Source organism: Streptomyces sp. NPDC059455, assembly GCF_042750115.1.
GTDB lineage: Bacteria > Actinomycetota > Actinomycetes > Streptomycetales > Streptomycetaceae > Streptomyces > Streptomyces endocoffeicus.
On record NZ_JBHYVB010000274.1, the window covers coordinates 1 to 12,178 of the forward strand.

Here is a 12,178-nt window from a genome sequence, read left to right on the forward strand (position 1 = left end):
CCATGAGCACGTTCGACGGGCCCCGGTCACCGATGCGCACCGGCGGCTCGACCCGCTTGTCCGGCCAGAACGCGCACGGTCCGATGTTGGCCGTGGACCCGCCCAGCATCGGGTACCTCAGCCGGTCGACCGCGACATTCCGCTGGTACTCCCGGACCGTCCCCGGCCAGCGTGAATCACCACAAATCACATAAAAACGGGCGGCCATGAGATTCTCCATGTTCTCCATCGACGGCGGAGTGCCGGGCGGCAGCGGCCGATCCTTGTCGAGCGCCTGCCACATCTCGGCCACCGAGGGCATGGACGCATCGCTGTAGAGGCGGTCGAAGGTGATCCCGCGGAACGCCGTCCCGTCGATGCCCCGGACCGGCTTCGCCTCCAACCGCCTCGCGAGGTCGAAGAACTTCGCGGTCACCTGCTGTGGTGTGGTGCCCAGACCGTACTGGGGGTGTGCGGCGGCGAACGCGGCGAAGTCCGGGAACCGGTCCTCCATTCCACGGGCGAGCGACCGCATGGCCGTGACGTCGTAGCCGCCGGGGCCCAGGTTGCTGTCGAGCACGATCCGGTCGCTCCGCTCCGGGAACAGTGTCGTGTACACCGCGCCGAGGTAGGAGCCGTAGGACCCACCGAGGTACGAAAGTTTCGGCTCGCCCAGCGCCGCCCGGATCCGGTCCATGTCGCGCGCGGTGTTCGCGGTGGTGGTGTGCGGCAGCATCCGCGCCGTCCGCGAGGTGGCGCACTGTTTGGCGATGGTCCGGGCGTTCCCCGCCTCCCGCGCGACATCGGCCGCGGTGTGCGCGTACGGCGGGAAGTTGCCGCGGTTCCGCTGTTCCGGCGTCAGATCGCAGGTCACCGGCGTGCTGCGGCCGGAGCCGCGCGGGTCGAGGCCGATCACGTCGTAGGAGTCCAGCACCTTCTGGGGCAGCCCGGAGGCGGCGAGAGCGGCCGGGTAGCCGAGTCCCGTGAGGCCGGGGCCGCCCGGATTGGTCAGCAGTACGCCGCGGCGCTTCGAGGGTTCCTTGCTCGCCAGCCGGGATATCGCGATCTCGATCTGCCGGCCGTCGGGATCGCGGTAGTCCAGCGGGACTTCGAGCGTGGAGCACTGGAGACGGGGTGAGTCGGCCTTAAGGGGTGAGGCGGTCTCCTCCGGGCACGGACCCCACTCCACGGTGTCCGGCCTCGCGGCCGCCCTGTCCGGCGTCGCCACCGCCGACACTCCCGTGATCGCGGTCGCCGCCACCGCGGTGGCGGCGAGGGCGAGGGGCAGAGATCTGCGCATCTGATGTCCTCCTGTGGGGCACGTACGGCCGTAGACGCGGGTCTGTCGTCCCGATGGGCGTCAGGTCGTTCCCCGGTCGCGGATTCCCCCGGGATGTCCGGCCCGTTCGGTGGCCGGTTCCTTGCGGGTGTGTGCCCAGCCACCGGACACCATGGCGACGAGCGCGATGAGATCCGAGGAGGATCATCTGGCCGGTGAGTCCGCCGGGGACCCAGGTGAGATTGCCCCACAGCGGCTCGCGATCCTGGTCGAGCAGGGCGCGGATCATCGCTTGGACGCCAGGGCCGTGATCACCATCCCGACCGCCTCAAGGGCCGCATAGCCACCCTTGCGCATCGCGCTTCTCCGCCTGGTGTTCGGCTGTCTCGGCACGTGAACGAGTCTGTCCGCGCGGCCCGGCAGGCACATCGGCCCGGCGGCTCGCCTCGCCTCCGGCCCAAGGCGGGGTGGTGATTCGACTCTGGTCGGGGGCGCGTCATCCCGCGGCCCGACTCACCGTCCGCACCCCGTGTCGCGATACTGACCAGGTGAACACGGACGTCGCGCCACGGCTCGGGTGGTGGCAGCAGACCTGGCGGCTGATGGCGGCCGCGGCGGTGGGCATACCGCTCTGGCTCTCCACCGGTGTGGTGCTGCGGGGACAGCCGACCGGAACCGTCTCGTGGTTCTTCATCGGTGATCCGCTGGTGGCTCTCGGCTGTCTGACGGCGCTTCTGTGGCGGCGGCGGTTCCCGCTCGGCGTCGCCATGACGGTCGCGATCGCCTCGACCGCGTCGGCGCTCGCCTCCGGCGCCGCGTTTCTGGCGCTGGTCTCGCTCTCCACGCGCCGCCGTCCGGTGGAGAGCGGGGTCGCCGGGCTGGCCCTCGTGACCGCGTCACAGTTCGCCGGCGGGTTCTACCCCACCCCGCCCGGCCCGCTGTGGCTCGCACTCGCGTTCCCGGCGCTGATCGCGGGCATCGCCGTGGCCGTGGGCATGGCCATCGGGGCGCGGTGCGTCGAGGTGCGGTCCTTGCGGGACCGCGTGGAGAGCGCGGAACGGGAACAGACCGCACGGGCGGCGCAGGCACGGGCCCTGGAACGGAACCGGATCGCCCGCGAGATGCACGATGTGCTCGCGCACCGGATCTCCCTGGTCGCCATGCGGGCCGGAGTGCTGGACCAGCGCGGCGACCTCACCGCCGAGGAGAACCGCGTGCTGGTCCGCGGCATCGCCGACGGCTCCCACCAGGCCCTGGAAGAACTACGGGATGTCCTCGGCGTGCTCCGGGCCGACCCGGGCCGCCCGGAACCACCACAGCCCTCCTTCGACCGCATCCCCGACCTGGTGGCCGACGCCCGCACGTCCGGACTGGACGTCACGCTCACCACCACCGTGACGGGAACACCGTCCGACGTCGTCGGACGCACCTGCTACCGGATCGTCCAGGAAGGACTGACCAACGCCGCCAAACACGCCCCGGGCGCACACGTACACATCACCCTCGGGGGAACCGTCGGCGACAACCTCGACGTCAGCGTCCGCAACTCCCCTGCGCGTCGTCATCGTCGACGACGACCAACTGGTGCGGATGGCGCTGCGACTCGTCATCGACGGCGAACCGGACCTGACCGTCGTCGCGGAGGCGGCCGACGGGGACGCCGCGCTCACCGTGGTGGACGAGCAGCGGCCGGACGTCGTCCTGATGGACGTGCGGATGCCCGGCCGAGACGGTCTCAGCGCGACCCGGGAACTCCTCACCCGGCCGGCGCCGCCGCGGGTGCTCATGCTGACCACATTCGACTCCGACGATCTGGTGCTCGGCGCACTGCACGCCGGAGCACTCGGGTTCGTCCTCAAGGACACCCAACCGCCGCGGCTTCTCGACGCGGTGCGGACCGTCGCGGACGGCAACCCCGTGCTGGGTCCGGCCGCCACGGCACGGGTGACCGCCGCGGCCACCAGTCCGCGGTCCGATCACGCTCGCGACTCATCCCGCGAAGCAGCACGGAAACGGCTGTCCACCCTGACGACACGAGAACTCGACACCGCTCGGGCCATCGCGGACGGGATGGGCAACCCGGAGATCGCCGAGCGGCTGTACATCAGCGTCGCGACCGTCAAGGCACACATAGGCAGCCTGTTCGCCAAGCTGGCGGTCGACAACCGGGTACAGATCGCACTCCTGGTCCGTGACGCGGAGGAATGAGGCCAGTTGGGGGCGTGCGGGCTCACATAGCTGGACGGGTCCACACGACTGGTGGACGTGTCCCTATGCAAAACACCCTCCTGACCTGCGTTTCCGCGGATCAGGAGGGTGTGTGAGCGGTAGCGGTGGGATTTGAACCCACGGAGGAGTTGCCCCCTCACGCGCTTTCGAGGCGCGCTCCTTCGGCCGCTCGGACACGCTACCGAGAGAGAGCCTAGCGGACGGGTGGCCGGGAACCGAAATCGGTTCCGGGACCGGCCCGCGCGACGGGGCTCGGGGCGGGGCTCAGGGCTTGCGGAAGAAGGCGGTCAAGGGGGCCGCGCACGCCTCGGCCAGGACGCCCCCGATGACCTCGGGGCGGTGGTTGAGGCGGCGGTCACGGACGACGTCCCAGAGGGAGCCGACCGCGCCGGCCTTCTCGTCCACGGCGCCGTAGACCAGCCGGTTCAGGCGGGACAGGACGATCGCGCCGGCGCACATCGTGCACGGCTCCAGCGTGACCACCAGGGTGCAGCCGGTCAGCCGCCAGCCGCCGAGGTGGTGGGCGGCGGCTCGGAGGGCGAGGACCTCGGCGTGGGCCGTGGGGTCGCCGTGGGCCTCGCGCTCGTTGCGGCCGCGGCCGAGTACCGAGCCGTCCGGGCCCAGCACGACGGCGCCGACCGGCACATCTCCCGTCTCGGGTGCCCGCACCGCCTCCTCCAGCGCCAGGCGCATCGGTTCGCGCCAGGGGTCGCGCAGGGGGTCGGGGTCGGGGCCGGGCAGGAGGCCGGTCAGCGGATCGGTCATGACTTCAGTGTGCGGCGGTCAGCGCACCGCCTCCAGCCCCTCCATGCTGCATCCGAGCATCTCGGCGATCGATTCGAGGGCGTCCCCGTCGAGGGCCTTCAGCTCCTTCTCGTCCATGCCGAGGTCGGCCAGGATGTCGGCGTCGCCGAGCGGGCCGATCGGGACCGGGGCGTCGTCCGCGTCCTCGTCGTCCCGGTCCGGCTCGCCGTCCTCGGTGCCGTCCAGGTCGACCAGGCTGTCCAGATCGTCGTCGGGGTCCCGGCCGAGCAGCTCGTCGGTGAGCATCGAGCCGTACGAGGTGCGGGCGGCCGCTGCCGCGTCCGATACGTAGATGTGCGGGTCGTCCTCGCCGTCCACACGGACGACGCCGAACCACGCGTCTTCGTGCTCGATGAAGGCCAATACCGTGTCGTCGTCCTTGGAGGCCAGACGGGCCAGTTCGATCAAGTCCGTCAAGGTTTCCACGTCATCGAGCTCTGTGTCGCTCGCTTCCCACCCTTCTGCGGTGCGCGCGAGCAATGCGGCGAAGTACACCGTGACTCTCCCACTGGTCATAGGCGTGCCGGGGGCGGGCGGGACAGTGTCCCGCCCCAATCGGAATCGTGGCAGAAACCGTCGCTTCGCGAGAGGTCTTCCACGCTGCGTCGTGCACCAGTCCAAAGAGATGTGGCTCACGCGGACGGAATCGAAACGCGCGGAAACCGTCCCCGGCGGTTCGGCGGAAGCTCAGCAGAGCTCACCAGGAGAACGTCCGCATGTGTATCGCCCGGCGCATCCGGGCCGCGCGGGCCAGCCGGGGACGCACCTGGTTCCGTACCGCCCGGGCCTCGTTCAGCGCGCGCAGGAAGCGGTCGCGACGGCGGCGGCGGTCCGCGGCGGTTTCCCTCGCGGTCGCGTCGGCCATGGTCACTCACTCCTCGGGGCTGAGTATCGCCCGGTGGGAGCCCGAGCGTTGTTGCCCACTTTCCCCCGAATCAGAAGTTTGATGCCAGTACGGCGGCAGACGGTCGAGCGCGGGGAGGCGCACCAGGGCGTCACCGGCGGGAGCCGGGCTCCGAGGGCTCGGTTAGTGTCGTTGCCATGCGGATCCACGTCGTCGACCACCCGCTGGTGGCGCACAAACTCACCACGCTGCGCGACAAGCGCACCGACTCCCCCACCTTCCGGCGGCTCGCCGACGAGCTGGTGACCCTGCTCGCGTACGAGGCCACGCGCGATGTGCGCACCGAGCAGGTCGACATCGAGACCCCGGTGACGGCCACGACCGGGGTACGGCTGTCCCATCCGCGCCCCATGGTCGTGCCGATCCTGCGGGCCGGTCTCGGGATGCTCGACGGCATGGTGCGGCTGCTGCCCACCGCCGAGGTCGGCTTCCTGGGCATGATCCGCGACGAGGAGACGCTCCAGGCGTCCACCTACGCCACCCGGATGCCCGAGGACCTCTCCGGCCGTCAGGTCTACGTCCTGGACCCGATGCTCGCCACCGGCGGGACGCTCGTCGCGGCGATCAGGGAGCTGATATCGCGGGGCGCCGACGATGTGACCGCGCTGTGTCTGCTGGCGGCGCCCCAGGGCGTCGAGCTCATGGAGCGCGAGCTCGCCGGGGCGCCGGTGACGGTGGTCACCGCGTCCGTCGACGAGCGGCTCAACGAGCAGGGGTACATCGTGCCGGGGCTCGGCGACGCGGGCGACCGAATGTACGGAACCGCGGGCTGAGCTCACGCCCTTACGGGGTGTACGGCGGACCACGCGGCGGAGCCGCATATCGATACTTCCCCCTCCCCGCTACCAGGGGCTTCGCCCCTGGACCCCGGGGTCTGGGGCGAAGCCCCCACGCGGCGGAGCCGCATATCGTCAGGTGTCGGGAAGGGGCGGGGAGGGGAGCAGCCCGCCGCAGGCGTCACGATGCGTCGGACACCCGCCGGCGACCGGTCGAGCCCACCCCTCAGCGGCAGGGCGATCCGGAGGGTGCGGGTGAGGGCTTGGCCAGGGCGGCGAGCGCCTTGGCGGCGTCCTTCTGCTCGACCAGGTCCTTGAAATCGTTGCCGATGATCAGGTCGATGTCCTTGCCGTCGCGCGCGTCGTTCTTGGTCTGGGCGCCGGCGAGCTGCGTGCCGAGCACATTGAAGGCCCCGTCGCCGGCGCCGGGGGCGCCGAGCAGTATCCCGGTGGCCTTGACCTTCTTGTCGTACTGGGTCGGGGCGTTGCCCACCTTCCCGATCTTGAAGCCGCGCTTCTCCAGCTCCTTGGCGGTGTCCTTGGCGAGGCCGGAGCGCGTGGTCGCGTTGTAGACGTTGACGGTGATCTGGGCGGGCTTCGGGAGCTTCCCGCCCGTACGGCCGTGCTGACCGCCCTGGCCGCTGTCGGACCGGCCTGACTTGGCGTTCTCGTCGGGGCGCTTGTCGCCGCGCTCGCAGTCCCCGGTGCCGTGCGCCGCGCGGACCTTCTGGCCGCCGCTGTCGCCGGAGAAGACGTCGATGAGCTGAAGTGTTCCCCACCCGACCAGGCCGAGCGCCAGAACCGAGCCGAAGGCGGTGAACATCAGCCGCCGGCGGTTCCGGGGCCGGCTCATCCGCGGGTAGCGATCGCCCGTAATGCGGTACTTTCCGCCCATGCCGGGAGGGGTCAGCATGCTCATGTGCGCAGCGTAGTGCGGCCAGGTGGCGATGCCTACTAAATGATCAATGGTTGGTGCTCAGGCCAACCCGAAAGGGTCAACAGAGATCGGAAGTCGATCAACGGCGATCGGTCACCGGGGGGCGGGGCGCGGTCAGCCCTCGAGCTCCAGGACGCGCGCGTGCAGCACCTGGCGCTGCTGGAGCGCGGCGCGCACCGCCCGGTGCAGCCCGTCCTCCAGGTAGAGGTCGCCCTGCCATTTCACGACATGGGCGAAGAGGTCCCCGTAGAACGTGGAGTCCTCGGCGAGCAGCGTCTCCAGGTCGAGCTGCTGCTTCGTCGTGACCAACTGGTCAAGACGTACCGGGCGTGGGGCGACATCCGCCCACTGGCGGGTGCTTTCCCGGCCGTGGTCGGGATAGGGCCGACCGTTTCCGATGCGCTTGAAGATCACACGGAAAGCCTACCGGGCAAGCCCCTCCCGGCGCAGCCAAGGCGCCCGAGTGCCGGGCCGGAGCCGGGCCGGAGCCGGGTCCCGCAGCACTCGGAAAATTGGAAAAAATGCTCGAAAGGGGCTAGGCGCTCATGAGGGCCCGGAGTAACGTAAATAACAGCCTGCGGGGCGAGCGAGGGAGCTCGACCGGAGAGGCGTTCACGACAGGGGACGTGAGTCCCCCGAGAGAGCGTCTTCTAGATGGCCGGGCTGAGAGGCTCGAAGGTCGGGGAGACCTGAGAGCGACCTCCAACACCTGATACGGACAATGCCGCCGAAGGGAGCCCACCTCGCAGGTTTTGTCCTGCCCGCGCACCATGGCCTCATGGCTGTTCCCCAGCGCCCGCCGGGCCCATACGGTGCGCCGGAGCCGCGGCGCTGTCTGGTCACCGGGGCCACCGGCTATGTAGGCGGCAGGCTGGTGCCCGAGCTGCTGGCCGCGGGGCATCAGGTGCGGTGTGTCGCCCGCTCGCCCGAGAAGCTGCGCGATCAGCCCTGGGCGGGGCGGGTGGAGACCGTACGCGGCGATGTGACCGACGAGGAGTCCGTGCGCGCCGCCATGGAGGGCGTGGACGTCGCGTACTACCTCGTTCACGCGCTGGGCACCGGATCCGGCTTCGAGGAGACCGACCGCCGCGCCGCCCGGATCTTCGGCGAGCGGGCCCGCGCCGCCGGGGTGCGCCGGATCGTCTACCTCGGCGGGCTGACCCCGGAGGGCGTCCCCGAGCGCGAGCTCTCGCCCCATCTGCGGTCCCGGGCCGAGGTGGGCCGGGTGCTGCTGGACTCCGGGGTGCCGACGGCCGTGCTGCGGGCCGGGGTGATCATCGGCTCGGGCTCTGCCTCGTTCGAGATGCTGCGCTATCTCACCGAGCGGCTGCCGGCGATGGTGACGCCCCGCTGGGTGCGCACCCGCACCCAGCCCATCGCCGTCCGCGATGTGCTGCGGCTGCTGGTCGGCTGCGCCACCCTGCCGGACGAGGTGCACCGGGCCTTCGACATCGGCGGCCCCGACGTCCTCACCTACCGCGCCATGATGCGGCGGTACGCGCGGGTGACCGGGTTGCGGCGGCGGCTGATCGTGCCCGTGCCGGTGCTCACCCCCGGGCTGTCCAGCCTGTGGGTCGGCCTGGTCACCCCCGTACCCGGCGCCATCGCCCGCCCGCTGGTGGAGTCGCTGCGCCATGAAGTGGTGTGCGCCGAACGGGACATCACCCGCTATGTGCCGGACCCGCCGGGCGGGCCGCTCGGCGTGGACCGGGCGCTGGAGCTGGCCCTGCGGCGGATCCGCGACGCCGAGGTGGCCACCCGCTGGTCCTCCGCCGCCGCCCCCGGCGCCCCCAGCGATCCGCTGCCCACCGACCCCGACTGGTCGGGCGGCAGCCTCTACCAGGACCGCCGCGAGCGCGCGGTGGACGCCTCGCCGGGGGACGTCTGGCGGGTCGTGGAGGGGATCGGCGGGGAGAACGGGTGGTACTCGCTGCCGCCGGCCTGGGCGCTGCGCGGCTGGATCGACACCCTGGTCGGCGGCGTCGGGCTGCGCCGGGGCCGCCGGGACGCGGCGCGGCTCAGAGTGGGGGACAGCCTCGACTTCTGGCGGGTGGAGGAGGTCCTGCCGCCCCGGCTGCTGCGGCTGCGGGCCGAGATGCGGCTGCCGGGCCTGGCCTGGCTGGAGATGGTGGTCGACCGGGACGCGCGGGGCCGGACGGTGTACCGGCAGCGGGCGCTGTTCCATCCGCGCGGCCTCGCCGGGCATCTGTACTGGTGGTCGGTCGCGCCGTGGCACGCGCTCGTCTTCGGCGGTATGGCCCGGAACATCGCCGCCCGGGCCGAGAGGGGCGAGGCCGGGACGGGCAGGGGCGGGACGGACGCGGCCGGGACGAGAGCGTCCGCGTTCCGCGCCTGGTGAGCCCCGCTGTCCCGCGCACGGCGAACCCCGCCGTCACCGGGACCCGTTCGGGGAGCGGTTCGGGGGGCGGCTCCGGGATCCGTTCGGAGACCCGTTCGGCCGCAGCCCCTCGAAGGCGAGCGGCAGATGCCGTGGCCCGCGCAGCACCGCGTTGCGCCGGTAGGTCGGCGGGTCCTCCAGCAGCCGGGGCTCGTCCAGCCGACGGGCCAGCTCGGTCAGCGCGATCTGCGCCTCCAGCCGGGCCAGCGGGGCGCCGAAACAGCTGTGGATGCCGCTGCCGAAGCCGAGGTGCTGGTTGTCCCTGCGCTGCGGATCGAACCGGTCGGGGTCGGGGAAGCGCTGCGGATCGCGGTTGCCCGAGGCCAGCAGCAGCCACACGGACGCCCCCTGGGGGATGGTCACGCCCGCGATGTCGATCTCCGAGAGCGGGGTGCGCTGGGGAAGCATCTGCACCGGCGGATCGAACCGCAGCAGCTCCTCCACCAGTGGCACGACCAGATGGGGATCCTTGCGCAGCCGGGCGAGCACATCGGGGTTGCGCAGCAGGGTCAGCATCCCGTTGGTGATCAGGTTGACGGTGGTCTCGTGCCCCGCCACCAGCAGCAGCGCCGCGGTGCTCAGCAGCTCCACCCGGCTCATCCGCCCCTCCGGGCCCTCCCCGCTGACCAGGGCCGAGAGCATGTCGTCGCCGGGTGCGCGGCGGCGCTTCTCGATCAGCTCGGACAGATACGTCGCCAGTTCCGTACGGGCCTGCCGGGTGATCCGCCGCCGCTCGGCGGCGTCCGCGCCCGCGCCCGCGCCCGCGTCCGGGCCGGGGTCCAGACTGGCGGCGAGGGCGTCGGCCCAGGCGTGGAAGCGCGGCTCGTCCTCCCGCGGTACCCCGAGCAGCCGGCAGATCACGGTCACCGGGAAGGGGTAGGAGAAGTGGTCGACCAGATCGATCCGGTGCCGCCCCTCGAAGCCGTCGATCAGCTCGCCGACGATACGGGTGAGTTCACCGCGCATCTCGTGGAGCCGGCGCGGGGTGTGCGGCGGGCCGAAGGGCGCCGTCGCGAGCCGGCGCAGCCGGTCGTGCTCGGGCGGGTCCAGTTTCAGGAAGCTGGGCGGCAGCCCCGGGTCGTCCGCCTCGGGCTCCTCGGGCAGCTCCGAGGCGGCCTGGGGGTCCAGGTTGCGCGCGTCGGAGCTGAGCCGGGGGTCGTGCAGCAGACCGTGGATCTCCCAGTAGGTGGAGACGATGTACGGCCCCTCCGCGTCACGCACCACGGGCGTCTTGCGCAGCTCGGCGTAGATCGGGTACGGGTCGGCTCGATGGGCGTAGTCGATGATCCGCCGTACGAGCGAGCCTTGCGTCTGCGTCATGGCTGACTGCGTTCCTTCGTCGGGGTCGTCCCCCTGCTCAGCATCGGTGAGGCGGTTCGGGCCCGCGCGTACAGCCAGGCCAAAGGGGCGAACGCAGGACCGTGGACCGCTCGCTACGATGGAGCGCCGCGCGCCGGGCGCGTGCGGTGGGGAAGGAGACGGTGTGATGGACCACGACCGGACCGGCGGGCCCGGCTGGCCCCGCCGCCCCCGTCGGCGTGGCCAGGGCGAGCTGGAGGCGCAGGTGCTCGTGGCGCTGAGCCGGGCGCCGGGGCCGGTGACCGCCGCATGGGTGCAGGAGCGGATCGAGGGCGAGCTCGCCTACACCACGGTCATGACCATCCTGTCCCGGCTGCACGCCAAACAGGCCGTGACCCGTGAGCGCGCGGGCCGCTCCTTCGTCTGGCGGGCGGCGTCGGACGAGGCGGGGCTCGCGGCGCTGCGGATGCGCCGGGTGCTGGACGGCCAGGACGACCGCGAGGCGGTCCTGGCCAGCTTTGTGACCGGGCTGACCCAGGACGACGAGCGGCTGCTGCGCGACCTGCTGAGCGACGTGGCGGAGGAGCCGGAGGACTGACCGATGGGCGTCTTCGTCTTCCTCCCGCTGGTTCTGCCCCTGACGGCGCTGCCGATCGCCCGGCTCGCCGAGCAACATCTCCATCCGCGCACCGCCACTCGGCTGCTGACGCTCGTCGGCACCGTCCTCGCGGTGTGCTCCACGCTGTGCCTGGGGCTGCTGATGGTCGTCGGCACGGCGCAACTGCCGGGCAACCCGCTGCCGGACAGCTGGTCGGACCCCGAGGTACGGGCGGCGGTGCCCTTCGACGTGGTGGCCGGGAAGGCGGCGATCGGCGCGCTGGCGGCGGTGGCCGTCTCCTGCACGGCCACCTGTCTGCGGCACGGCCGGGTGCGGCGGGACGCCCGGCTCGCGCTCGCCGGGCTGCCGGAGTCGCCGGTCGCGGTGCTGCCCGACGACAAGGCGTACGCGTACGCGCTGCCCGGGACCTCCGGGCGAACCGGGAAGCCGGGCCGGATCGTCGTCTCCACCGGGATGCTGGACAGTCTCAGCTCCCGCGAGCGGCGGGCCCTGATCGCGCATGAGCGCGCCCATCTGACCGCGCACCACCACCGCTATCTGCTGGCCGCGCGGCTCGCGGCGCGGGCCAACCCGCTGCTGCGGCCGCTGCGGTCCGCGGTGGACTACTGCGCCGAGCGCTGGGCGGACGAGGAAGCGGCTCAGGAGGTCGGCGACCGCCGGGTCACGGCGCGGGCGGTCGGCAAGGCCGCCCTGGTCTCCCGGGGCACGCCGGGGCCGGCGCTCGCCGGGTTCGCCGCGCCGGGTCCGGTGCCGCGCAGGGTCGCGGCGCTGCTGGAGCCGGTGCCGCCGTCCCGGCACTGGCCGCCGACGTGGACGGCGGCGGGGCTGGCCCTGTGGATCGCGGCGGTGGGCACCGCCGCGTCCGCGCTGTCCTCGGCGAACGCGGCGGTCGCCCTGGTCCTCGTCCTGCACGCCGCGACCCCGCTGTAACTCCGGGTCGGGGGGGGGGGCGGT

12 protein-coding genes, 1 tRNA gene, 1 pseudogene and 1 riboswitch are annotated in these 12,178 nt (G+C 72.2%); of the genes and pseudogenes, 6 read left to right on the forward strand and 8 right to left on the reverse strand.

What is annotated here, in order from left to right; genetic code table 11:
- Nucleotides 1-1,279 (reverse strand): alpha/beta fold hydrolase (locus tag ACFXB5_RS48620; RefSeq protein ID WP_385221196.1); only part of this gene is annotated, 1,279 nt, incomplete at its 3' end.
- Between the two features lie 581 nt (nucleotides 1,280-1,860).
- Here ACFXB5_RS48620 and ACFXB5_RS48625 point away from each other — a divergent pair.
- Together ACFXB5_RS48625 and ACFXB5_RS48630 are read left to right on the forward strand one after the other, a co-directional pair.
- Nucleotides 1,861-2,853, forward strand: a pseudogene (locus ACFXB5_RS48625) (sensor histidine kinase); the annotation flags it as partial.
- The gene (locus tag ACFXB5_RS48630) at nucleotides 2,849-3,466 is read left to right on the forward strand and encodes a response regulator (RefSeq protein WP_385221200.1); all 618 of its coding nucleotides are present in this window, start codon (nucleotides 2,849-2,851) and stop codon (nucleotides 3,464-3,466) included. The pseudogene ACFXB5_RS48625 and the gene ACFXB5_RS48630, both read left to right, overlap by 5 nt.
- 117 nt (nucleotides 3,467-3,583) lie before the next feature.
- Here ACFXB5_RS48630 and ACFXB5_RS48635 read toward each other — a convergent pair.
- From ACFXB5_RS48635 to ACFXB5_RS48650, 4 genes are all read right to left on the reverse strand, one after another.
- A tRNA-Ser gene (locus tag ACFXB5_RS48635) sits at nucleotides 3,584-3,670 on the reverse strand.
- Nucleotides 3,671-3,751: 81 nt separating this feature from the next.
- Nucleotides 3,752-4,252 carry a tRNA adenosine(34) deaminase TadA gene (gene tadA, locus ACFXB5_RS48640; protein WP_037956789.1) on the reverse strand — a complete coding sequence of 167 codons (501 nt, stop codon included), beginning with the start codon at nucleotides 4,250-4,252 and terminating at the stop codon, nucleotides 3,752-3,754.
- An 18-nt stretch (nucleotides 4,253-4,270) separates the two neighbouring features.
- Complete coding sequence (locus ACFXB5_RS48645) at nucleotides 4,271-4,807, reverse strand: hypothetical protein (protein WP_165556255.1); 537 nt, start codon at nucleotides 4,805-4,807, stop codon at nucleotides 4,271-4,273.
- A 181-nt stretch (nucleotides 4,808-4,988) separates the two neighbouring features.
- Nucleotides 4,989-5,156 carry a hypothetical protein gene (locus tag ACFXB5_RS48650; protein ID WP_201856171.1) on the reverse strand — a complete coding sequence of 56 codons (168 nt, stop codon included), beginning with the start codon at nucleotides 5,154-5,156 and terminating at the stop codon, nucleotides 4,989-4,991.
- Nucleotides 5,157-5,332: 176 nt separating this feature from the next.
- Between ACFXB5_RS48650 and upp the strand changes: the two genes are divergently transcribed.
- A complete protein-coding gene (gene upp, locus ACFXB5_RS48655; RefSeq protein ID WP_201856170.1) occupies nucleotides 5,333-5,968 on the forward strand; it encodes a uracil phosphoribosyltransferase in 636 nt (211 codons plus the stop codon).
- A 229-nt stretch (nucleotides 5,969-6,197) separates the two neighbouring features.
- Here upp and ACFXB5_RS48660 read toward each other — a convergent pair whose 3' ends face one another.
- Together ACFXB5_RS48660 and ACFXB5_RS48665 are read right to left on the reverse strand one after the other, a co-directional pair.
- Nucleotides 6,198-6,890, reverse strand: coding sequence for a LytR C-terminal domain-containing protein (locus ACFXB5_RS48660; RefSeq protein WP_385221206.1), 693 nt, complete (start codon nucleotides 6,888-6,890; stop codon nucleotides 6,198-6,200).
- A gap of 132 nt (nucleotides 6,891-7,022) precedes the next feature.
- Nucleotides 7,023-7,322 carry a type II toxin-antitoxin system VapB family antitoxin gene (locus tag ACFXB5_RS48665; protein ID WP_014061825.1) on the reverse strand — a complete coding sequence of 100 codons (300 nt, stop codon included), beginning with the start codon at nucleotides 7,320-7,322 and terminating at the stop codon, nucleotides 7,023-7,025.
- 164 nt (nucleotides 7,323-7,486) lie between these two features.
- A riboswitch (TPP riboswitch) is annotated at nucleotides 7,487-7,661 on the forward strand.
- A 25-nt stretch (nucleotides 7,662-7,686) separates the two neighbouring features.
- Here ACFXB5_RS48665 and ACFXB5_RS48670 point away from each other — a divergent pair.
- A complete protein-coding gene (locus ACFXB5_RS48670; protein WP_385221209.1) occupies nucleotides 7,687-9,267 on the forward strand; it encodes an SDR family oxidoreductase in 1,581 nt (526 codons plus the stop codon).
- 33 nt (nucleotides 9,268-9,300) lie between these two features.
- Here the strand turns inward: ACFXB5_RS48670 and ACFXB5_RS48675 are convergent, their stop codons facing one another.
- Nucleotides 9,301-10,626, reverse strand: coding sequence for a cytochrome P450 (locus tag ACFXB5_RS48675; protein WP_385221212.1), 1,326 nt, complete (start codon nucleotides 10,624-10,626; stop codon nucleotides 9,301-9,303).
- A 166-nt stretch (nucleotides 10,627-10,792) separates the two neighbouring features.
- Here ACFXB5_RS48675 and ACFXB5_RS48680 point away from each other — a divergent pair, with 166 nt between their 5' ends.
- Nucleotides 10,793-11,203 carry a BlaI/MecI/CopY family transcriptional regulator gene (locus ACFXB5_RS48680; protein ID WP_037956803.1) on the forward strand — a complete coding sequence of 137 codons (411 nt, stop codon included), beginning with the start codon at nucleotides 10,793-10,795 and terminating at the stop codon, nucleotides 11,201-11,203.
- Nucleotides 11,204-11,206: 3 nt separating this feature from the next.
- Complete coding sequence (locus ACFXB5_RS48685) at nucleotides 11,207-12,154, forward strand: M56 family metallopeptidase (protein ID WP_385221215.1); 948 nt, start codon at nucleotides 11,207-11,209, stop codon at nucleotides 12,152-12,154.
- The last annotated feature ends 24 nt before the right edge of the window (nucleotides 12,155-12,178 follow it).

Excerpts from the sequence above, each read along its gene's own strand:
- ACFXB5_RS48630 (WP_385221200.1), top strand. The coding sequence starts at position 2,849 with ATGGCGCTGCGACTCGTCATCGACGGCGAACCGGACCTGACCGTCGTC.
- tadA (WP_037956789.1), bottom strand. The coding sequence starts at position 4,252 with ATGACCGATCCGCTGACCGGCCTCCTGCCCGGCCCCGACCCCGACCCC.
- ACFXB5_RS48645 (WP_165556255.1), bottom strand. The coding sequence starts at position 4,807 with ATGACCAGTGGGAGAGTCACGGTGTACTTCGCCGCATTGCTCGCGCGC.
- ACFXB5_RS48650 (WP_201856171.1), bottom strand. The coding sequence starts at position 5,156 with ATGGCCGACGCGACCGCGAGGGAAACCGCCGCGGACCGCCGCCGCCGT.
- upp (WP_201856170.1), top strand. The coding sequence starts at position 5,333 with ATGCGGATCCACGTCGTCGACCACCCGCTGGTGGCGCACAAACTCACC.
- ACFXB5_RS48660 (WP_385221206.1), bottom strand. The coding sequence starts at position 6,890 with ATGAGCATGCTGACCCCTCCCGGCATGGGCGGAAAGTACCGCATTACG.
- ACFXB5_RS48670 (WP_385221209.1), top strand. The coding sequence starts at position 7,687 with ATGGCTGTTCCCCAGCGCCCGCCGGGCCCATACGGTGCGCCGGAGCCG.
- ACFXB5_RS48675 (WP_385221212.1), bottom strand. The coding sequence starts at position 10,626 with ATGACGCAGACGCAAGGCTCGCTCGTACGGCGGATCATCGACTACGCC.
- ACFXB5_RS48680 (WP_037956803.1), top strand. The coding sequence starts at position 10,793 with ATGGACCACGACCGGACCGGCGGGCCCGGCTGGCCCCGCCGCCCCCGT.
- ACFXB5_RS48685 (WP_385221215.1), top strand. The coding sequence starts at position 11,207 with ATGGGCGTCTTCGTCTTCCTCCCGCTGGTTCTGCCCCTGACGGCGCTG.